The organism is Tabrizicola sp. T74 (assembly GCF_057219935.1).
The window spans coordinates 354438-375867 of record NZ_JBXVVT010000005.1; the positions used below are offsets into that span (position 1 = coordinate 354438).

The 21430-nt window shown below is 66.1% G+C and carries 19 protein-coding genes; 1 reads left to right on the forward strand and 18 read right to left on the reverse strand.

Features of this window, described 5'->3' with window-relative positions; genetic code table 11:
- Positions 1–24: 24 nt before the first annotated feature.
- From AC2EAL_RS16640 to glpD, 9 genes are all read right to left on the reverse strand, one after another.
- Positions 25–1146 carry an iron-containing alcohol dehydrogenase gene (locus AC2EAL_RS16640; RefSeq protein WP_484725346.1) on the reverse strand — a complete coding sequence of 374 codons (1122 nt, stop codon included), beginning with the start codon at positions 1144–1146 and terminating at the stop codon, positions 25–27.
- Positions 1143–2627 (reverse strand): glycerol kinase GlpK, encoded by a 1485-nt coding sequence (glpK, locus tag AC2EAL_RS16645; protein ID WP_484725347.1) that lies wholly within the window; start codon positions 2625–2627, stop codon positions 1143–1145. The genes AC2EAL_RS16640 and glpK overlap by 4 nt, the downstream gene beginning before the upstream one ends.
- A 215-nt stretch (positions 2628–2842) precedes the next feature.
- Positions 2843–4564, reverse strand: a complete 1722-nt coding sequence (locus AC2EAL_RS16650) for an ABC transporter substrate-binding protein (RefSeq protein ID WP_484725348.1) — start codon at positions 4562–4564, stop codon at positions 2843–2845.
- Positions 4565–4646: 82 nt separating this feature from the next.
- Positions 4647–5054 carry a DUF2160 domain-containing protein gene (locus AC2EAL_RS16655; protein WP_484725349.1) on the reverse strand — a complete coding sequence of 136 codons (408 nt, stop codon included), beginning with the start codon at positions 5052–5054 and terminating at the stop codon, positions 4647–4649.
- Positions 5054–5857, reverse strand: a complete 804-nt coding sequence (locus tag AC2EAL_RS16660; protein WP_484725350.1) for a carbohydrate ABC transporter permease — start codon at positions 5855–5857, stop codon at positions 5054–5056. Before AC2EAL_RS16660 ends, AC2EAL_RS16655 begins: the two co-directional genes overlap by 1 nt.
- On the reverse strand, positions 5857–6729 hold the full coding sequence (locus AC2EAL_RS16665; RefSeq protein ID WP_484725351.1) for a carbohydrate ABC transporter permease: 873 nt from the start codon (positions 6727–6729) through the stop codon (positions 5857–5859). The genes AC2EAL_RS16660 and AC2EAL_RS16665 overlap by 1 nt, the downstream gene beginning before the upstream one ends.
- Positions 6730–6732: 3 nt before the next feature.
- Positions 6733–7803: an ABC transporter ATP-binding protein gene (locus AC2EAL_RS16670; protein WP_484725352.1), complete on the reverse strand. Its 1071-nt coding sequence runs from the start codon at positions 7801–7803 to the stop codon at positions 6733–6735.
- Between the two features lies 1 nt (position 7804).
- Complete coding sequence (locus AC2EAL_RS16675) at positions 7805–8893, reverse strand: ABC transporter ATP-binding protein (protein ID WP_484725353.1); 1089 nt, start codon at positions 8891–8893, stop codon at positions 7805–7807.
- Positions 8894–8903: 10 nt separating this feature from the next.
- Positions 8904–10505 carry a glycerol-3-phosphate dehydrogenase gene (gene glpD / locus AC2EAL_RS16680; protein ID WP_484725354.1) on the reverse strand — a complete coding sequence of 534 codons (1602 nt, stop codon included), beginning with the start codon at positions 10503–10505 and terminating at the stop codon, positions 8904–8906.
- 227 nt (positions 10506–10732) lie between these two features.
- On the opposite strand from glpD, the gene AC2EAL_RS16685 reads away from it, so the two are divergent.
- Positions 10733–11494 (forward strand): DeoR/GlpR family DNA-binding transcription regulator, encoded by a 762-nt coding sequence (locus AC2EAL_RS16685; protein ID WP_484725355.1) that lies wholly within the window; start codon positions 10733–10735, stop codon positions 11492–11494.
- Between the two features lie 12 nt (positions 11495–11506).
- On the opposite strand, the gene arsJ is transcribed toward AC2EAL_RS16685, so the two are convergent.
- From arsJ to AC2EAL_RS16730, 9 genes are all read right to left on the reverse strand, one after another.
- Entirely contained in the window at positions 11507–12805 is a 1299-nt protein-coding gene (gene arsJ, locus AC2EAL_RS16690) for an organoarsenical effux MFS transporter ArsJ (protein WP_484725356.1), read from the reverse strand.
- Positions 12748–13755, reverse strand: a complete 1008-nt coding sequence (locus tag AC2EAL_RS16695) for an ArsJ-associated glyceraldehyde-3-phosphate dehydrogenase (RefSeq protein ID WP_484725357.1) — start codon at positions 13753–13755, stop codon at positions 12748–12750. The genes arsJ and AC2EAL_RS16695 overlap by 58 nt, the downstream gene beginning before the upstream one ends.
- 4 nt (positions 13756–13759) lie before the next feature.
- On the reverse strand, positions 13760–14614 hold the full coding sequence (locus AC2EAL_RS16700; RefSeq protein WP_484725358.1) for a metalloregulator ArsR/SmtB family transcription factor: 855 nt from the start codon (positions 14612–14614) through the stop codon (positions 13760–13762).
- Positions 14615–14685: 71 nt separating this feature from the next.
- On the reverse strand, positions 14686–15789 hold the full coding sequence (locus AC2EAL_RS16705; RefSeq protein WP_484725359.1) for a DmpA family aminopeptidase: 1104 nt from the start codon (positions 15787–15789) through the stop codon (positions 14686–14688).
- Between the two features lie 55 nt (positions 15790–15844).
- The gene (xylB, locus tag AC2EAL_RS16710) at positions 15845–17287 is read right to left on the reverse strand and encodes a xylulokinase (RefSeq protein ID WP_484725360.1); all 1443 of its coding nucleotides are present in this window, start codon (positions 17285–17287) and stop codon (positions 15845–15847) included.
- Positions 17287–18255 (reverse strand): sugar-binding transcriptional regulator, encoded by a 969-nt coding sequence (locus tag AC2EAL_RS16715; RefSeq protein ID WP_484725361.1) that lies wholly within the window; start codon positions 18253–18255, stop codon positions 17287–17289. The genes xylB and AC2EAL_RS16715 overlap by 1 nt, the downstream gene beginning before the upstream one ends.
- Positions 18256–18262: 7 nt before the next feature.
- Complete coding sequence (locus AC2EAL_RS16720; protein ID WP_484725362.1) at positions 18263–19090, reverse strand: carbohydrate ABC transporter permease; 828 nt, start codon at positions 19088–19090, stop codon at positions 18263–18265.
- A gap of 1 nt (position 19091) precedes the next feature.
- Entirely contained in the window at positions 19092–19970 is an 879-nt protein-coding gene (locus AC2EAL_RS16725) for a carbohydrate ABC transporter permease (RefSeq protein ID WP_484725363.1), read from the reverse strand.
- Between the two features lie 105 nt (positions 19971–20075).
- Positions 20076–21416: an ABC transporter substrate-binding protein gene (locus AC2EAL_RS16730; protein WP_484725364.1), complete on the reverse strand. Its 1341-nt coding sequence runs from the start codon at positions 21414–21416 to the stop codon at positions 20076–20078.
- Between the last annotated feature and the right edge of the window lie 14 nt (positions 21417–21430).

Genomic DNA, 21430 nt, shown 5'->3' on the forward strand with positions numbered 1-21430 from the left:
CGGGCGGAAAGCTGGCAGGACAACCTAGGCCCGGGCAAGCACCTCGTGCAGCACGGCATCGGACAGCACGACCGGATTGCCTTTCATCGAAGACGCCTCTCGCGCCGCCGCGACGATGGCAGCGTGCTGATCTTCGGTCACGCCCAGCGCCGCAAGCCCCGGTAGTCCTTCGGCCCAGGCCCAGGCCTGCAACGCCGACGGAGCCTCGGCCGCCGGACAGCCAAGCGTCGCGCCCAGGGCGGCGCAGACCTCGTCCAGCCGTTGTCGCGTTTGACCCGTCGTGGCGTCCCGGTTCGCCTGCAGGACCGGCCCCAGAAGGGCACCGCAGATCGAGCCATGCGCGGCCCCGGTCATCCCGCCGATCACGCCGGCAAAGCCGTGCACCGCACCCAGGCCCGCATTGGCCAGCGCCAGCCCGCCGCAGAGACTGACCCAGGCCATGCGGTCGCGGGCATCCCTGTCCTCCTCCCGCATCAGCCGCATCAGTGCCTGCAGGCCCGGGCCAATCGCCGGTCGGGTAAGGGCGTCGGTGTATGGCGTGGCCTTCCCCGAAACGAACGGCTCGATCACCTGCGTCACCGCATCCAGTCCCGAGGACAGCGTCACGCCCTTAGGACAGCCATCGGTCAGCGCCGGGTCGACGATCGCCAGCCGTGCGACCATCCGGTCGTCCCGCAGGCTGACCTTGCGGCCATCCACCGCGATGACGGCGTTCTTCGTGACCTCTGCCCCCGTGCCCGCAGTGGTCGGGATGGCGATGAACGGCAGCGGGGCGGCGGTCAGCGGCAGGCCTTTCCCAACGACCTCCAGATGGTCCATTGGGTCACCCGGCGCCGGGATCAGCGCCGCCAGCGCCTTGCCAAGGTCCAGCGCTGCGCCTCCACCCAGGCTTGCCACCCAAGCGGGACGGTGGGCGCGGGCGCGTCCAAGAGCGGTCTCAAGATCGGCCAGCGTCGGCTCGCCCGCACAAGGCAGCGCCAGGGTCTCTGATCCCAGGGCTTCAACCAGCCAGGCCGCGCGCGCCGGGTTCGCGCCGTGAACAACCACCCCGCGCGGCCCGAAGGCGCGGATCAGGGCGGGGGCCTTGGCAGCCTCGCCCCGGCCGAAGAGGATGCGACCCGGTTGGGTGATCCCGAAGGGCGTCATACCGACATCGTGGCGGCGATGGCCTTGCCCCAGCGGGCGTATTTCGCGTCACGGGTGGCGGCGTCCATCTGGGGCGAGAAGCGGCGGTCGAGCGCCCAGGATTTCGCGAACTCCTCCGGCCCGCCGATCACCTCCGCCTGCATCGCGGCGAGGTAGGCCGCGCCAAGGGCGGTGGTCTCAGTGACCTTCGGGCGGTCCACCGGCGCGCCCAGGATGTCGGACAGGAACTGCATCGTCCAGTCGCTGGCGGTCATGCCCCCGTCGACCCGCAGCACCCCATCCGCCGCCGCGCCCCAGTCGGCCCGCATCGCCTCCAACAGGTCGCGGGTCTGGTAGCCGACGCTTTCCAGTGCCGCGCGGGCGAATTCAGCGGGGCCGGAATTGCGGGTCAGCCCGAAGACGGCCCCCCGGCAGTCCGGCCGCCAGTAGGGCGCGCCAAGGCCGGTGAAGGCGGGGACGAGGATGACGCCCTGCGCCTCCTCGGCCGCTTGCGCGAGGGGCTGGGTCTCCTTCGCCTCGCGGATGATCTTCAGGCCGTCGCGGAGCCACTGGACCACGGCGCCTGCGATGAAGATCGAGCCTTCAAGGGCGTATGTGGGCTTGCCCTGCAGCTGGTAGGCGATGGTGGTGAGGAGCCGGTTCTTCGACGGGACCATGTCGGCCCCGGTGTTGAGGAGCGCGAAGCAGCCGGTCCCGTAGGTCGACTTCATCATGCCGGGGGAGAAGCAGGCCTGGCCCACGGTCGCCGCCTGCTGGTCCCCCGCGACGCCAAGGATCGGGATCTCGCGACCGAAAAGGTCGGGGCGCGTGGTGCCGAAGGGGGCGGCGCAGTCGCGGACCTCGGGAAGGAGGGACATCGGCACGCCGAGCAGCTGGCAGATTTCCGCGTCCCACTCTCCCTTGGCGATGTTGTAGAGGAGGGTGCGGGAGGCGTTGGTGGCGTCGGTGGCGTGGACCTTGCCCCCGGTGAGGTTCCAGATCAGCCAGGTGTCGACCGTTCCGAAGGCGAGTTCGCCGCGGTTGGCCCGGTCGCGGGCGCCTTCGACGTGGTCGAGGAGCCACTTCACCTTGGTGCCGGAAAAGTAGGGGTCGAGGAGGAGGCCGGTCTTGGCGGTGATCGTGGGCTCGTGCCCGGCGGCCTTGAGGGCGGCGCAGGTGTCGGCGGTGCGGCGGTCCTGCCAGACGATGGCGGGGTAGATCGGCTGGCCGGTCTTGCGGTCCCAGATCAGCGTCGTTTCGCGCTGGTTGGTGATGCCGATGGCGGCGATTTCGCCGGCCCCCTTCCCGGCCTTCTCGATCGCGGCCCGGGCTGTCGCAGCCACGGTGGACCAGAGGTCGGCGGGGTCGTGTTCGACCCAGCCGGGGCGGGGGTAGTGTTGGGGGAACTCTTCCTGGGCGCTGGCGACCGGCCTCAGGGACGCGTCGAACAGGATCGCGCGGGAGGAGGTGGTGCCTTGGTCGATGGCGAGGATGTGGGTCATGTCGGAAGCCTGCCGGAAGAAGTGTCCACGGTGGACAAACGCTGGAGTGTCAAGGATTACAAGGGCTTGGTCGCGGACGTTAGGGAAATCTTAAGGTTTGAATTTCATCCCAGACGGTGCGCCCTGGCGCAAGAATTTTCGAAAATTCTTGCAAATTCCTTCGAAGGAATTTGGTCCCGGGCGGCACCGTTCGGCACCGCCCGGGCCCCTTCAGCTTACTGCCAGGACTTGATCAGCTCGTCGTAGCTGACGGTCTTCGGCTCTTCGTCCTCGTTCTCCAGCTTGGCAACCGGAGCGCCGGGGGCGTCAAGCCAGACCTGCGGGTCCTGCGGCTCGTTCAGTTTCGGGCCGATGTCGCCCTGGACGCCGGCCTTTTCCAGACGCTCCAGCACCTTCTCCTGCTCTTCGCAGAGGGCATCGAGCGCTTCCTGCGGGGTCTTCGCCCCCGACATGGCGTCGCCGATGTTCTGCCACCACAGCTGGGCAAGCTTCGGATAGTCCGGAACGTTGGTCCCCGTCGGCGACCACTGGACGCGGGCGGGCGAGCGGTAGAACTCGATCAGACCGCCGAGTTTCGGAGCGCGTTCGGTAAACGACTCGTGCTGGATCGTCGATTCACGGATGAAGGTCAGGCCGACGTGGGACTTCTTCACGTCGACGGTCTTCGAGGTGATGAACTGGGCGTAGAGCCAAGCGGCCTGCGCGCGGTCCACCGGGGTCGACTTCAAGAGCGTCCAGGACCCGGCGTCCTGGTAGCCGATCTTCTGGCCTTCCTGCCAGTAGACGCCATGCGGCGAGGGAGCCATGCGCCACTTGGGCGTGCCGTCCTCGTTCATGACCGGCAGGCCTTCCTTGACCATGTCGGCAGTGAAGGCGGTGTACCAGAACATCTGCTGGGCGATGGAGCCCTGTGCAGGAACCGGACCGGCTTCGCCGAAGGTCATGCCCTGGGCTTCCGGCGGCGAGTACTTCTGCAGCCACTCGATCGCCTTGGTCACGGCATAGACCGCCGCCGCGTCGTTGGTCGAACCACCGCGCGCCACGCAGGAGCCGACGGGACGCGAGTTTTCGTCCACGCGGATGCCCCATTCGTCGACCGGCAGGCCGTTCGGTTCACCCACGTCGCCCATGCCGGCCATCGACATCCACGCGTCGGTGTAGCGCCAGCCAAGCGAGGGGTCCTTCTTGCCGTAGTCCATGTTGCCATAGACACCGGTGGCCGGGCCGCCCGCATAGGACATGTCGCGGCCGGTGAAGAACTCGGCGATGTCCTCGTAGGCCGACCAGTTGACCGGAACGCCAAGGTCATAGCCATAGGCGGCCTTGAAGTCGTCCTTGGTCTTCTGGTCGTTGAACCAGTCGTAGCGGAACCAGTAGAGGTTCGCGAACTGCTGGTCGGGCAGCTGGTAGACCTTGCCATCCGGGCCGGTGGTGAACTTGAGGCCGATGAAGTCGGCGAGGTCGAGGTTCGGGTTGGTGACCGCAGCCCCTTCGTTCGCCATCCAGTCGGTCAGGTTGTAAGCCAGCTGGTAGCGCCAGTGGGTGCCGATCAGGTCGCTATCGTTGATGTAGGCGTCATAGATGTTTTCGCCCGACTGCATCTGCGTCTGCAGCTTTTCCACCACGTCGCCTTCGCCGATCAGGTCATGGGTGACCTTGATGCCGGTGATCGCGGTGAAGGCCGGGGCCAGCACCTTGGCTTCGTATTCATGCGTGGTGATGGTTTCCGAGACGACCTTGATCTCCATCCCCGCATAGGGCGCGGCCGCGTCGATGAACCACTGCATTTCCGCCTCTTGCGCGGCGCGGTCCAGAGTCGAAAGTTCGCCGATTTCGGCATCGAGGAAGGCTTTCGCCGCCTCGATGTCGGCCCAGGCGGGGGCCTGCATGGCCATGAGCGCGAGCGCCATGGCTGTTGCGGTTGAACGAAGTCTCATGTGATTCCTCCCAAGAATTGAGACGTTGCCTTTGGTCTTGCCCGGTCCGGTCACCCGATCCGGGGTCGTCAGTGCCCCTCATCTAAACCCAGCGGAAGACCGCGAAAGCATAGGCGAGGGAGAGGATGAGCGCGCCCCAGAGTGCGTCGGGGCCCGCGAAGAAGAGCCAGCCCAAGTGGATGAAGGCTGTGCCCAGAAGGGTGATGAACAGACGGTCGCCGCGCGTGGTTTCGATCCGCAGGATGCCGACGCGCGGGGTTTCCGGAAAGCGGATGGCAAGCAGCGTCATGATGATGAGAAGCGCCGCGATGCACCAGAAGAAGAGCGCCACCGGGAAGGTCCAGGCCATCCAGAAGCCGGGGATCAGTTGCCCGGTCCATTCACGGACGCCTTCGTCATCGACCGGGACAGCCCAGAGGAGGAGGGCGAGGATCGCCCCCATTATGGCTGCGAGGGTCAGATAGATCGGGGTCCAGCGGGTCTGGGACATCACACCCTCCCCAGGGCGAAGCCCTTGGCGATGTAGTTGCGGACGAAGTAGATGACGAGTGCCCCCGGCACGATGGTCAGGACCCCGGCGGCGGCAAGGACGCCCCAGTCCATGCCGCTTGCGCTGACCGTCCGGGTCATCGTGGCGGCGATGGGTTTGGCGTCGGTGGTGGTCAGCGTGCGGGAGAGGAGAAGCTCTACCCAGCTGAACATGAAGCAGAAGAAGGCGGCGACGCCGATGCCGGAGGCGATGAGCGGCATGAAGATCTTCACGAAGAACTTCGGGAAGGAATAGCCGTCGATGTAGGCGGTCTCGTCAATCTCCTTCGGGACGCCGCGCATGAAGCCTTCCAGGATCCAGACGGCGAGCGGCACGTTGAAGAGGCAGTGTGCCAGCGCCACGGCGATGTGGGTGTCGATCAGGTTCATCGCCGAATAAAGCTGGAAGAACGGCAGCGCGAAGACGGCCGGGGGGGCCATGCGGTTGGTGAGCAGCCAGAAGAACAGATGCTTGTCGCCCATGAAGCTGTAGCGGCTGAAGGCATAGGCGGCGGGCAGGGCCACGGTGATGGTGATGACCACGTTCAGCGTCACGTAGATCATCGAGTTGACGTAGCCCATGTACCAGCTGGGGTCGGTCAGGATGACCATGTAGTTCCGGAAGGTCAGGTCTGCGGGGAAGAGGGTGAAGGTCGAGGTGATCTCGGTGTTCGTCTTCAGGCTCATCCCCAGCAGCCAGTAGATCGGCACTAGCAGGAACAGGAGGTAGATCGTCATCACGACGGCGTTGGAGCGGATGCGCATCAGCGGTTCTCCTCACGGTCGAGGTTGGTCATGACGGTATAGAAGACCCATGAGATCAGGAGGATCACCAGGAAGTACATGATCGAAAAGGCGGCGGCAGGGCCGAGGTCGAACTGGCCGGTGGCCATCTTGGCAAGGTCGATCGACAGGAAGGTGGTGGAGTTGCCGGGGCCGCCGCCGGTGACGACGAAGGGCTCGGTATAGATCATGAAGCTGTCCATGAAGCGGAGGAGGACGGCGATGAGGAGAACTCCCTTCATCTTCGGCAGTTCGATGTAGCGGAAGACGGACCAGCGGGTGGCCTGGTCGATCTTGGCGGCCTGGTAGTAGGCCTGGGGGATCGACTGGAGGCCCGCGTAGCAGAGGAGGGCGACCAGCGAGGTCCAGTGCCAGACGTCCATCACGATGACGGTGATCCAGGCGTCCAGTGGATCGTTGGTGTAGTTGTAGTCGATGCCCATCGCGGCGAGGGTATGGCCCAGAAGCCCGATGTCGACGCGGCCGAAGATCTGCCAGATCGTGCCGACGACGTTGAACGGGATGAGAAGCGGCAGGGCCATCAGCACGAGGCAGAACGAGGCCCAGAAGCCCTTTTTCGGCATGTTCAGCGCGATGAAGATGCCGAGCGGGACCTGGATCAGCAGGATGATGACCGAGAAGAGGATCTGCCGGCCGAGTGCTTCGTGCAGGCGGTCGGAGGTGACCATCTCCTCGAACCAGTCGATCCCGGCCCAGAAGAATTCGTTCTGCCCGAAGGTGTCGTTGAAGGCGTAGTTGACCACGGTCATCAGGGGCAGGATGGCCGAGAAGGCCACCAGCACCAGGACCGGCAGGACGAGGAACCAGGCCTTGTTGTTCTGGGTCTTTTCCATTGGTCAGGCCCCCATCGGCGCGACGCGCCAGTCGTTGTCGTAGACGTTGATCTTCGCGGGCGGGAAGGCCGCGCGGGGGTCGGCGGGGACGGTCTGCCCCTCGGCCAGGATCGCGTTCAGCGGCTGACCGGCAATTTCCGCGCGGACGATGCGGTGGCGGCCCACATCCTCGACCCGTTTCACGGCAACGGGGACGCCTTCATCCGAGATCGTCACGTAATCCGGGCGGATGCCGATCTGGGTGCGGCCCTTGGTTTCGCCATAGGCAGCTCCAAGGGGCACGGTGACGCCGCCCAGTTTGGCCACCGACCCCGAGACCTCGGCGTCGAAGAGGTTCATGCCGGGTGAGCCGATGAAATAGCCGACGAAGGTGTGGGCGGGGGTCTCGAACAGTTCCTCGGGCGTGCCCATCTGGACGACGCGGCCTTCGTGCATGACCACGACCTTCTGCGCGAAGGTCAACGCCTCGGTCTGGTCGTGGGTGACGTAGATCATCGTGTGGCCGAACTCACGGTGCAGGTCCTTGAGCTGGGTCCGCAGTTCCCACTTCATGTGGGGGTCGATGACGGTCAGCGGCTCGTCGAAGAGGATCGCGTTCACGTCCTCGCGCACCATCCCGCGGCCAAGGCTGATCTTCTGCTTGGCGTCGGCGGTCAGGCCCCGAGCCTTGCGGTTCAGGTCGGCCTCCATGCCGATCATCCTGGCGATCTGATCGACGCGCTTGGCGATGTAACCGGCATCCATCCCCCGGTTGCGCAGCGGGAAGGCCAGGTTGTCGCGCACGGTCATCGTGTCGTAGACGACGGGGAACTGGAACACCTGGGCGATGTTCCTTTCCGTCGTCTCGGCATCGGTCACGTCGGTATCGCCGAACAGGACGCGGCCCTGCGAGGGGCGCACCAGCCCCGAGATGATGTTGAGCAAAGTGGTCTTGCCGCAGCCCGAGGCACCTAGGAGCGCATAGGCCCCGCCGTCCTGCCAGACGTGGTCCATTTCCTTCAGCGCAAAGTCCGCGTCCGAAGTCGGGTTCGGGTTGTAGCTGTGGGCGAGTTTGGAAAGCGTGATCCGGGACATGTCAGGCCGCCATCGCATAAGGGGCGGGCGCGGCGAGGCGTCCCGTTTCATCGAAGAGGTACACATGCGCCGGGTCGACGTAGACCGAGGCCTGTGTCCCCGCCGCCATCGGATGCACGCCGTGGACCAGCCCGACCCAGCGGTCGGACCCGTGGTCGAGGTGCAGGAAGGTTTCCGACCCGGTGATCTCGGTCGCGCTGATCGTGCAGCGGAATTCCACCGCATCGCCGGAATGGCGGTTGAGCGTCACATGGTTCGCGCGGAAGCCCGCCGTGTAAGTGCCATCAGGCAGGTCGCGGGTCGGACCTTCCGCAGCCGCATGCGCGCTTTCGCCAAAGGTCAGGCGGCCGGCCTCTTTCCGGCAAGGGACGAAGTTCATTGGCGGGTCGCTGAAGACGCGGGCGGTCTGGGCGTCACCCGGCAGGCGGTACACCGTCGGTGTCGGCCCGAACTGGGTCACCCGGCCCTCCCACAGGGTCGCGGTGTTGCCGCCGAGAAGGAGCGCCTCTTCCGGTTCGGTCGTCGCATAGACGAAGATCGCGCCACTGGCCTCAAAGATGCGGGGGATTTCCACGCGCAGCTCCTCGCGCAGCTTGTAGTCGAGGTTGGCGAGCGGTTCGTCCAGAAGGACCAGCCCAGCGCCTTTCACCAGCGCGCGGGCGAGCGCGCAGCGCTGCTGCTGGCCGCCCGAAAGCTCCAGCGGTTTGCGCTGCAGCATGGGCGTCAAGCGCAGCATGTCGGCGGTCTGGCGGACGGCCTTGTCAATGTCAGCGGACGCGCGACCCATCAGGCGCAGGGGCGAGGCGATGTTTTCATAGACCGTGAGGCCCGGGTAATTGATGAACTGCTGGTAGACCATCGCCACCTTGCGGTCCTGCACCTTGACGCCGGTGACATCCTTGCCTTCCCACAGGATGCGGCCCGAGGACGGCTTGTCGAGGCCCGCCATCAGCCGCATCAGGCTGGTCTTGCCCGAGAGCGTCGGGCCCAGAAGGACGTTCATCGTCCCGTTCTTCAGGGTCAGGTCGGTGGGGTGGATATGCACCCGCCCTCCAACCGACCGTGAGACCCCCTGCAGTTCCAGCGTCATCCCGTTCCCCCTATTCCGCCGCCGGGCTGACGGCCCGCGCAGCGTCCGCCCCGGCCTGATCGGCCATGAAGCGGTCAAGTCGTTCGATCTGGTCCGCGGTCATCCGCAGCCCCAGCTTGGAGCGCCGCCAGACCACGTCAGCGGCGGCAGTCGCGTATTCATGGGTCATCAGCCAGCGCACCTCGGCCTCGGTCAGCGTGGCGCCGAAGTCCTGGCCAAGCGCCTCGGCGCTGGTGGCATTGCCCAGGATCGTCGCGGCCTCGGTCCCATAGGCGCGGACCAGGCGGGCAGCCCAGTAGTCGGTCAGGAACGGGTGCTTGGCCTTGAGGCTGGCGATCAGGGCCGCCACGCCGTCATGCGGGAAATCGCCGCCCGGCAGGGCCACACGCGCCGTCCAGGCCGGTTTCGCCTGCGGGAAGAAGGGTGCAAGCTTCGCCAGCGCGGATTCCGCCAGGCGGCGGTAGGTGGTGATCTTGCCGCCGAAGACGTTCAGGAGCGGCGCGCCGGTCTGGTCAAGGCTGAGGACGTAGTCACGGGTCGCCGCGGTGGCCGACTTGGCGCCGTCGTTGTACAGCGGGCGGACACCGGAATAGGTCCAGACCACGTCGTCCTTCGTCACCGGCTTGGCGAAATACTGCGACGCGAAGGCGAGGAGGTAGTCGCGCTCCTCATCCGTGCAGTGGACATCCTTCGGGGCTCCGGTGTGGTCCTTGTCCGTGGTGCCGATCAGGGTGAAGTCCTGTTCGTACGGGATGGCAAAGATGATCCGGCCATCAGAGCCCTGGAAGAAGTAGCAGCGGTCGTGGTCGAAAAGCCTTTTCGTCACGATGTGGCTGCCGCGGACGAGGCGGACGCCTTCGCTGGAGTTGATGCGGGCGACGTTGCGGATCACGTCCTCGACCCAGGGGCCGCCGGCATTGACCAGCGCGCGGGCCCGGTGGTGCTCGGTGCCATGCGGGCCCTGGGTGGCGACGTGCCAGAGCCCGTCGCGGCGTTCGGCGCTGGTCACGCGGGTGCGCGTCATGATCTTCGCGCCCCGCTGCGCGGCATCGCGGGCGTTCAGCGCGACGAGGCGGGAATCCTCGACCCAGCAGTCGGAGTATTCGAAGGCCTTGCGGAACTTGTCTTTCAGCGGCTTGCCCGCCGGATCACGGCTGAGGTCCAGCGTGCGGGTCGCAGGCAGGATCTTCCGGCCGCCCATCGTGTCGTACATGTAAAGGCCAAGCCGGATCAGCCAGTCGGGGCGGCGGCCCTTGGCCCAGGGCATGACCCAGCCCAGAAGGCGCGAGGTGGGCGTGTTGGATTCGAATCGCATGTCCGGGGACAGGGGCAGGACGAAACGCATCGGCCAGCTGATGTGCGGCATGGCGACGAGGAGGGTCTCGCGTTCCTCCAGCGCCTCGCGGACCAGGCGGAACTCGAAGTATTCCAGATAGCGGAGCCCGCCGTGGAAGAGCTTGGTCGAGGCCGAGGAAGTCCCCTGCGCCAGGTCGCCTTGTTCGGCGAGCGTCACGGTCAGGCCACGCCCGGTGGCGTCGCGGGCGATGCCGCAGCCATTGATCCCACCACCGATGATGAAGAGGTCGCTGACCCCTGCGCGTTCGATTGTCACTTAGGGCTCCTCCCCCGGCGCATAGCTGGACCGGGTGTTGCGATTCCGTCAACAGGAAATTTTCGTTTCGACGCGCTTTTTCAGAAAGCGAACATCGGCGCAAGCGCGACTGTGCAACTGCGGCGAGTTTTGCTGCATTCGCAAAAATACGAAAAAAGAAAAACGCTGACAGATCAACAGAGCCGTGGCAGAAAGCCGGAACGCGGACCCAGAAGGAAACCGAACCCGTGGCGCTGAACTTCCGGCAGACCGAGATCCTGGAACTCGCCCGGGCCGAGGGGCGGGTGGTGGTCGAGGACCTGGCGCAGCGCTTTGACGTGACGCTGCAGACGATCCGGCGCGATCTTTCGGACCTGGCGGATGCGGGGCATCTGGACCGGGTGCATGGCGGGGCGGTGCTGCGGACCGGAGTGGCTAATATCGGCTACGAGGCGCGGCGGAAGATGAACGAGGGCGCGAAGGCTGCCATCGCGCGGGCCTGCGCGGCGGCGATCCCGGACAATTGCAGCCTGATCATGAACCTTGGCACCACGACCGAGGCGGTGGCGCGGGAATTGCTGACGCATCGCAACATCACCGTCATCACCAACAACATGAACGTGGCGAATATCCTGGTGGCGAACCCCGGGTGCGAGATCGTGGTCGCGGGCGGTGCCTTGCGGCGGACGGACGGGGGGCTGGTGGGGGAGCTGACCACCCAGTTCTTCGAGCAGTTCAAGGTCGACTATGCGGTGATCGGCGTCTCGGCGCTGGACCGGGACGGGGACCTGCTGGACTTCGACCTGGCCGAGGTGCGGGTGTCGAAGGCGATCATCCAGCAGTCGCGCAAGGTGCATCTGGTGGCCGACCATTCCAAGATCGACCGCTCTGCCCCGGCCCGACTGGCGTCGTTGTCCGAGATCACCACGCTGTTCACCGACCAGCCCCTGCCCGAGGAGCTGATGCGGAAATGCCGGGACTGGGGCACCGGGGTTCAGGTCGCGGGATAGGACGGCCCCGCGTCAGCCAACCAACCGTCGTGCCGCAATCCAACTGGCGAGCGCCATGAGACCTGCGGTGGAGAGGCAAAGAGCCAGCCCGCCGATCTGGTAGCTGAGGCCGGAGAGGAGCGTTCCGATCAGCCGCCCGGCGGCATTGGCCATGTAGTAGAAACCTACGTCGCGGGTGATCCGGTCAGCCGATCCGAAGGCAAGGATCAGGTAGGAATGCACCGAGGAATTGACCGCGAAGACAAAGCCGAAGAGGAGGAGGCCCAGGATCAGTGTTGCCGTCAGCCAGGTCGCGGGCCCGCCTGCCGCCCAAGCAGCGCCGGCCAGCAGGAACGGGATCGGCACCAGAAGCCCGGCCCAGAACACGGCCTTCCGCACCGTCTCGGCCTCGGGCTGCGCCTTCGCACCAAGTATGCGCGGGGCGAGCGCCTGCACGGCGCCATAAGCGATGATCCACAGCGCCAGGAAGCCGCCGATCATGAAGAAGGCCTCGCGCCGACCCTCCGGCGTGCCATCCGACAGGACGGCCTGGAAATAGACCGGGATACCCACGACGAACCAGACATCCCGCGCGCCGAAGAGGAAAAGTCGCGCAAGGCTGAGCCGATTGACCCGCTCGTCCTGCGAGCGCCAGCCGCCCCAGGCTTCGTCCGCCTTCATCCGCCCCGGCAGTCCCGCAGGCAGGAACAGCACCACGGCGATCAGGATCACTGCCAGCACCCCGGCCATGCCCCAGACCGCCGCCTGAAAACCCGCCAGCGCCAGAAGTGCTGCCCCAAGGAAGAAGCCCAATCCCTTCACTGCGTTCTTCGAGCCGGTCAGCACCGCCACCCAGCGGAAGAGGCCACCGCCGTCCTGCGGGGCCAAGAGCTTGACCGCCGATTTCGAGGACATCTTGGCCAGGTCCTTGGCCACGCCCGACACCCCCTGCACTGCCATCACGAAGGCGACCGAGGCGGCAATTCCCCATGCGGGATCAAGCTGCGCCAGCACCACCAGCGCCCCGATCTGCAGGGCAAGCCCGCCGTAAAGCGTCGCCGCCAGCCCGAAGCGCGCAGCCAGCCAGCCTGCGGCAAGGTTGGTTACGATCCCGGCGACTTCGTACAAGAGGAACAGCCAGGCCAGCTGGACCGGCGTGAAGCCCAGGCTGTTGAAATGCAACAGCACCAGCATCCGCAGCGCGCCGTCCGACAGCATGAAGGCCCAGTAGGCCGCCGTGACGGCAGCATAGGCCCGCAGGGGGTTGGCAGCCGTCACAGTGACCCCGCCACCATCCGCGCAATGTCGGCCAGGCGGCAGGCATAGCCCCATTCGTTGTCATACCAGGCGTAGATCTTCACCTGTGTCCCGTTGATGACCATGGTGGACTGTGCGTCGATGATCGAGGACCGGGGGTCATTGGTGAAATCGCAGGACACCAGCGGCCGCGCCTCATACCCCAGAATGCCCTTCAGCGGGCCCTCCGCTGCGGCCTTGAAAAGCGCGTTGACCTCTTCCGCCGTGGTCGCCCGTTCAACTTCGAACACGCAATCGGTCAGCGAGGCGTTCAAGAGCGGCACCCGCACGGCATGGCCGTTCAGGCGGCCCTTGAGTTCCGGGTAGATCAGGGTGATCGCGGTGGCCGAGCCCGTCGTCGTCGGGATCAGGTTCATCAGCGCCGACCGTGCCCGACGCATGTCCTTGGCCGGGCGGTCGACAATCGTCTGCGTGTTGGTCACGTCATGAATCGTGGTGATCGAGCCGTGGCGGATGCCAAGGTTTTCGTGGATCACCTTAACCACCGGGGCCAGGCAATTCGTCGTGCAGCTTGCCGCGGTGACCAGCGCCTGCGAGCCGTCGTAGAGGTGATGGTTCACCCCGTAGACCAGATTCAGCGCGCCGCCGTCCTTGACCGGAGCGCTGACGACGACCTTCTTCACCCCCGCCGCATAGTAGGGTGCAACCTTGGCGCCGGTCTTGAAGACTCCGGTGCAATCGATGACGAGGTCAACGCCAAGAGCGGCCAGCGGAAGCGCCTCGATGGTCTTTTCATGCGTCAGGCGTATGGTCTTCCCGTCCAGCACCAGCGCGCCCTTGGCAGCGCTTACCGGCGTGCGCCAGCGGCCATGGACGCTGTCGAACTCCATCAGCAGGGCATGCTGTTCGGCATCGCCGACGGGGTCGTTCAAGAGCACGATTTCACCGCCCGCGCCGCTGTCGATCAGGTCGCGGAGGGCAAGCTTTCCGATGCGGCCAAGGCCGTTCAGGGCGATGTGGGTCATCGGGTCAGGCCTTTGCCGGGGTGTCAAAGCCTATGGCATCGACACGGGATTGCAGGGACAGGCGGCTGAGGCTTTCGAACGGCAGTTCCACAAAGGCCGCGATCCGGCGGCGCAGGGCGGCGTAGGTCTGGGCGAAGACCAGCGCCTTTTCGGCGTCGGTCCCGGTGGCCTTGACCGGGTCCGGCAGGCCCCAGTGGCCGGTGATCGGCTGACCGGGCCAGGGCGGGCATTCCTCGGCCGCCGAGGTGTCGCAGACGGTGAAGACGAAATCCATCACGATGGCACCGGGTTTCTGGAACTCGGAGATGTGCTTGGATCGCAAGGTGGAAGTATCGTGGCCGTTGCGCTGCAGGATCTCGACCGCGAAGGGGTTCAGCGCGCTGTTCGGGTTGTATCCGGCCGAGAAGGCCTGGAACTTGCCGCGGCCCAGGTCGCGCAGCAGCGCCTCGGCAAAGATCGACCGGGCCGAGTTGCCCGAGCAGATGAACAGCACGTCGAAATCGGTGTCGGGAATGGTCCGGTCCATTTGGGCGGTTTCCTTTCGGGTGGTTTGCAAGGGGGCAAGCAGGTCGGGACGGGCGCGGCCCACATCCAGCGCGAGATAGCCGATCAGGTGTTCCGTCGTGTCGAGGTCGACCGCGTAGTAGAGCGACCGGCCGGCCCGGGTGACCTGCACCAGGCCCGAGGCGGTCAGGTCGGCCAGGTGATGCGACAGGGTGTTCTGCTTCAGGCCCAGCGCCTGGGCGATTTCGGTCGGGCGCACGCCTTGCGGGGCAAAGCGCATCAAGAGGCGGAAGACGGCCAGCCGGTCGGGATGGCCGAGAGTCGCGAAGGCGTGGATGGCGGCTGAGTTATCCATATTTCCGGAATACTGGAACTGTCAGAACCGGTCCAGTGAAGGTTTCATGACAGTCAGGGCAGCGCGGAAGGCTAGGTGCTTTCGGACAGGCGCAAGTGCAGAGCCATTATCCGGCGCAGGTCTTCGGTGTCGATGCCGGGGCAGACCTCGCCTTCGGGCTTGACGCATGGCACGTCCTCGCCCTGGACGATGGCGTTGATGACGCTTTCGTCGACGGCCTGGACGGCGGCTTCGTAGACCGGGTTCATCTCCTCCCAGTTCAGACTGTGGCGCGTGACGATAGGGCCGAGCTGTTGCGGCTCGGGCATCGGGTCCGCGACCGAGAAGGCGAGGAAGATGTCGCCCGAGGAATTGCCGCCGGGCGAGCCGGAGCGGGAGATGCCAAGGGCCGCGCGTTTGGCGAGGTTCCGCAGAAGCGCGTCGGACAGGGGGGCGTCGGTGGCAAGGATCACGATGATCGAGCCGGTTTCCTTTGGAGGCTGGCGGAAGGGCCGGGCCAGCGGCATCGCCTGGCCGACCGGCACGCCCAGCACGGTGAACCAGTCGCGTATGCCGTAGTTTGCCTGGACCAGCGCGGCGACGGTGTAGGTCGCGCCGCCGATGCTGACCCGACGCGAGGCGGTGCCGGTGCCGCCCTTGAACTGGTAGGCGATCATGCCATTGCCTCCGCCGACCGAGCCTTCGGCGACGGGGCCGGAGGCGGCGGCGTCCAGCGCCGCTATGGCATGTTCCGGCTTCACGTGCAGCGCGTTGATGTCGTTCAGGATGCCGTCGTAGGTTTCGGCGACGATCGGCATCGCCCAGGCGTGGCGGTCGCGGAAGTGGATGTCGTAGGTGCGGATCATCCATTCGACGGCGCCGTGATGGCAGGCGCCGATGCCGTGGGTGTTGGTGATGAGGATCGGCCCCAGAAAGTACCCGGCATCATTGACCCAGTGCACGCCCGTCATCTCGCCGTTGCCGTTCAGCGCGTGAAACCCGGCCCAGACCGGCTGCGGGCTGCCAGTGTCGGGGCGCGGCAGGATCGCGGTGACGCCGGTCCGCATCTTGCGGGCAGGATCGGTGAGGGTGGAGAAGCCCACCTGGACGCCCGGCACATCGGTGATGGCGTTGAACGGGCCGGGGGTGCCGGGGAACGGCAGGCCAAGGTCGCGGGCGCGGGGTTTCTGGGTCATCGGGCGGTCCGTTACTTGCGGGATCGGACCAGCCTAGCAACCCGGTCGTTGCCCCTCAATCCCGCGCAAGGCGTGTGGCAGTGGCGCGGCGGGTGGCAATCGGCCCGGCGAGCGCCGGATCGGGTGCGATCATCCGGGTCGGCGCGATGGGCGCGGACAAAAGGCCGACCGGCCCGCCCGCAGCAACCGCCGCCAGCGTCGCTGCCCCGCGCGGGCCAGCCATGTCGGCGCCGTCGATCAGGCTGACCGGCCGGTCCAGCGCCGTGGCCAGAAGCCGCAGCCACAGCGCGCTGCGGGTGCCGCCGCCGACGACGGTAAAGCGTTCGGGCCGGACCCCGACCTCCTGTTGTGCCGCGACGCAATCGGCGAACTGGAAGGCCACGCCCTCCATCGTCGCATAGGCCAGCATCGCAGGCGTCACGCCGGGGTGGAGGCCGGTGATCCGGCCCGTCATGTCGGGGCGGTTCAGCGGCGTGCGGATGCCGGTCAGACAGGGCAGGAAGACGGGCGCGGTCTCGATGCCGGTTGCGGCAAAGGCGGTGGCTTCTGCGTCGAGGTCGGGAACGCGGCGGCCGGTCATCTGGCCAACCCAGTCAAGGCTTGCCGTGGCCGACATGACGACGCCCATCGACAGGAAGACATCCGGCACCACATGGGCCGAGGTCAGGATCGCCCGCTCCGGTCCGGGGTGGAAGGTCGAATCCACGATGCAGGCCACGCCCGAGGTGCCGATAGTCAGGACCGCATCCCCCGGTCGCGCGCCGCCCGCGCCGAGGGTCGACCCCATGTTGTCCCCTGCCCCTGCCGCGACAGCAACCGGCCCGCTCATCCCCCAGCGCTGCAGAAGGTCGGGCTTCAGCCGCCCAGCCTCGGCCCAGCTGTCCAGGACTGGGGGAAGATGGGCCGGATCCCAGCCCACGGCGCGGCAGAGGTCCGCGTCCCAGGTGCCGGTGGCGACGTCCATAAGCTGCGTCCCACCGGCGTCAGAGGGTTCCGAGGCGACCTCTCCGGTCAGGGCCAGCCGCACATAGTCCTTGGTCAGCATCAGCATCCGCGCGCGGTCCATCAGGGCCGGCTCGTGCTTCCTGAGCCACATCAGTTTCGGCGCGGTGATCCCGGGGTCGGGTGTGCCGTTGGTGCGGCGTCCGATGTCGGGGACGGCGGCCAGAAGCTCGGCGCATTCGGCCAGGGCGCGCTGGTCGTTCCACAGCATCGCCGGACGCAGGGGCTTGAGGTTTTCGTCCAGGATCAGAGCACACAGCATCTGGCCGGAGAGGCCGATGCCCCGAACCGACGCCATCTCGCGCGGGGCTTCGGCGGCCAGCCGGTCAAGGCAAGTCAGGACGGTCGAGACCCAGAGGTCTGCGTCCTGTTCGCTGTAGCCAACCTTCGGACGGCTGACCGCCACAGGCTCGCTGGCCACGGCGATCACGCGGCTCAGGTCCTCGATCAGCACCGCCTTGATGCCGGAGGTGCCAAGGTCGATGCCGATATGCATCAGGCCCGCTCCAACAGGGCACGGGCGGTGGTTTCGTCGGTGACGAGCGTGTTCACCACTTGCCGCTTCAGCACGGCGCGGACCACGGCCACCTTGTGCGGCCCCCCGGCGGCGAGGATGACGTTCGGGATGCCGCTCAGGTCATTCAGCCCGATCCCGATGACGCGCTCGTTGATCGGGTGCGCGATGGGCTGCCCCTCGGCGTCGATCACCACGCCCAGCACGTCGCCCACCGCCCCAAGCGCCGTCAGCTCCTCCATCGTGACATCACCCGGCAAGCCGTCGCGCATGAGAAGCGAGTTCTTCGAAATGTCCCCCGCCGCCATCGCCAGCGCATCCACGCTGCGGAGCTTCTCCAGCACCTCGCGGAACACGTCGAGCTGCATGATCGTGTCGCGGCTTTCCCGGCTGCCGGCATAAAGCGGCGCGGTGAAATAGCTGTGCTGCGCGCCAAGCAGGTCGGCAAGACGCGTGGTGATCTCGAAGCTGTTCAGATCCGACCCGCGCGTCAGGCCACCCATCACGCTGATGACCTCAAGGTCAGGCCGTTCCATCGCGGCGACGAAGCGGGTGGCGATGTTCAGCGTGCCGCCCCAGGACATGCCGAAGAGCCGCACCTTGGGGTCGGCGAGGACCTCGGACAGAAGGTTCCCCAAGGCCGCGCCGGTGATGGTCTGGACATCGCGCGGCTCCATCGGCGCAGGTGCGACATAGGCCTGGCGCAGGTTGAAGCGGGCACGAAGGGCGGCCTCAAGTTCCGCACAAGCCGCGAAGGCGGTGTTGAAGGTGATCCGGACAAGGCCCCGCGCTGTCGCCTCGGACAGGGCCTTGTTCACCCGCAGACGGGTTGCGCCCAGTTTCTCGGCAACCTTTTCCTGCGTCAGCCCCTCGACATGGTAGGCCCAGGCGACCTGCGCCAGGAACCGCTCCTCGGTGTCGATCTGCGGAAGCTTTGGTGCGCGCGCCATGGATGCCCTACTTCACGGCCCCCATCGTCAGGCCCCGGACCAGGTGTTTCGACGCCAGCAGCGCAAAGATCAAGACGGGGACGACGATCAGCGTCGAGGTGGCCATGATCTTTCCGTAAGGCACGTCGTAGCCTTCCATGAAGGTCACCGCCATCGCGGGCGCGGTCTTGGCGGCCTTGGGTGCCAGGATGTAGGCGAAGAGAAGCTCGTTCCACGAGAAGATGAACGACAGGATCGAGCTGACCGCGACGCCGGGCATCGCCAAGGGCAGGCAGATCGACCGGAAGATGCGCCACTGGCTGGCGCCTTCCAGCATCGCGGCCTCGTCAAGCTCCCTCGGGATGCCGCGGAACTGGTCGGTGCAGATCCAGATCACGATCGGCAGGGTGAAGGTCAGGTACATCAGGATCAGCGCCAGATGGGTGTCGCGGATGCCGATCTCGCGGGCGATCAGGAAGACCGGGAAGGCGAGGACGACGGGCGACACGAAGCGGTTGGTGATGAACCAGAACCAGAGGTCCTGCTTGCCGCGGAACTCGAACCTTGCCAGTGCGTAGGCGGCGGGGGTGCCCAGGCCCACGGCCAGCGCGGTGGTGCAGACGGCGACGATGATGGAGTTGATCAGCGCCGGGCCGACCTTGTCGACGAAGAGCACCTCCCAGTAGTTGGCGAGCGTGGGCGTGAACCACCAGACGGGGGGCGACTCCAGCGCGACGACCTGGGTCTTCAGGCTGGTGGTGACCATCCAGTAGAACGGGAAGACGCAGAATAGGCCGATGAGAAGGAGAAGCGTGCCTTCGCCCCACAGGCTGCGGCGTTGGATGGGGGCGGCCATGTCAGCGGACCTCGCGGTAGAAGAGGCGGATGTAGAGGCGGGCCAGCACGATGGTGATCGCCAGCATGATGATCGACTGCGCGGCAGCCATGCCGATGTCGAACTGCCGGTTGCCGACGCGTTCGATCAGGACGGCGATGAATTCGGTCGCCGACCCCGGGCCGCCGCGCGTCATGGTGAAGGGCATGTCGAAGAGCTTCAGCGTGTCGGCGGTGCGCAGGATCAGGACCGCGACAAGGCTGGGGATCAGGAACGGCAGCTGCACATGGCGCAGGACTGTCCAGTTGGACTTCGTCTCCAGCTTCGCGGCCTCTTCGATCTCGGGCGGGACAGTGGAGAGCCCGGCGAGAAGGACAAGGGCCACGAAGGGGGTCCATTGCCAGATGTCCCATAGAACCACGGCAATGAATGCATTTGTCGGGTCACCGATGAAATTGATCGCGTCGACGCCGATCCAGCCCAGCATCTGGTTGATGACGCCGTATTTCTGGTTCAGCATCACCTGCGCCAGAAGGCCCACCACGGCATAGGTGGTGGCCATCGGCAGGACGAGGCTGAGGCGGGTCAGGGTCTTCCAGAACGTGAGCCCAGGCCGGTGCAGGACCAGCGCGATCAGCAGGCCCAGCGCGATCTGGATCGGGACGGCGATTATGAACAACAGCGCCGTCCGTCCCATCGCCTGCCAGAAGACCGGGTCGGTCAGGACGGCCCAGTAGTTTTCCAGCCCCACGAACCTCTGCTGCGCCAGTTTGGTCAGGTTGAAATAGTGCAGGCTTTTCCAGACCGCGTAGAGCAGCGGCGCGATGCCCACGATGGCCAGCGCGGCGACGGCGGGGCCGAGAAAGGCGGCGATAGTGCGCCGGGGCACGCGGAAGGTCATCGGGTCCTCGAATTCGGTCTGCGGGTAGTCAGACCCCCGCCACGCGGACGGGGGCCTTACAGTGCCTGGCGGCACGTCTCCTGGGAGGAGCTTACATCAGCCCGATCACTGGGCCAGAGGCTTCTTGCCGTCGTAGTAGCCGGCTTCGGCCAGAACGGCTTCCATCTTCTCGCCGATCTGCTTGGCACCCTCTTCCAGGCTGACTTCACCCAGCATCATCTTGGTGCCCCATTCCTGCACGATCTCGGTGATCGCGGGCCATTCGGCAAAGCGCGGACGGAACTCCGGCACGCCTTCCTGCCAGCTTTCGACCAGCGCCGGGATGAACTTGAACGTCTCGGCCAAGGCCGGATCGGCATAGGCCGACTTGCGCGCCGGGACGCCGCCCATCTCCAGATACTGACCCGCCTTCGCGGCCGAGGTCACCCACTGGATGAAAAGCCAGCCCGCCGCCTGTTCAGCCTCGTCGGCCTGCGAAGCAACCGCCAGCGAGAAGCCGCCCAGTGCCGGTTTCCGGCCTGCGGGGCCAGTCGGTTCCGGAGCAATTTCAACGCAGTCCGCGACTTTCGAGGTCTCGGGGCTGACCACGGTCGAATAGAAGGCCGACCATTCGGTGATCATCGCCACGTCGCCCTGGGCGAAGGCGTTCACCGTCTCGGCATGGTCATAGGCGACGATGCCTTCGGGCATGAACTTCATCAGGTCCTGGCGGAACTGCAGGCCCGCCTGGCTTTCCGCAGACAGCAGGTTCGACTTGAACTCGGCGTTCAGGAACGATCCGCCGAAGGGCCAGAGGAAGCGCGCGAAGCTGTCGGCAGACTGGGTCTCGTTGCGCTTGGACTGCAGCGCATAGGCGTACTTGCCGTCCTTGGTCAGCGCCGGGCCATAGGTGTCCATCACCTCTTGCCAGGTGGCCGGAGGCTTGTCGAACCCGGCGGCTTCCAGCATGCAGCGGTTGTAGAACAGCAGGCCCGAATAGTTGTCGAACGGCAGGCCGTAGTTCACCCCGTTCCACGACCCGAAGGCATCCAGCACCAGCGGGAAGAAGTCGGCCATATCCAGCGCCGGGTCGGCGAGGTCAGGATTGTTGATGAAGGTTTCCGACGGGACCAGCCAGCCGTTTTCGGCGAAGTTGCCGATCCAGACGAGGTCGATCAGCGCGATGTCGAGGTCGCCCCCGGCCACGAAGTCGCGGACCTGTTCGCCCAGCGCGTTTTCGTAAGGCACGGTGGTGTAGTTGACCTTGATGCCGGTCGCCGCCTCGAATTCCGGCAGCATCTGGATCGCGGCGTTATAGCCCGGACGGTCCAGGAACAGCACTTCCAGTTCGGTCCCGGCATAGGGCTTGGCGGCTTCTTCCAGCGACCAGGCCTGCGCCGCGCCGGCGAGGCCAGCAAGCGACGCGGACGCCAGCGCAATCGCGCTGACATGCGACTTGAGTTTCATTGTAACCTCCCTAA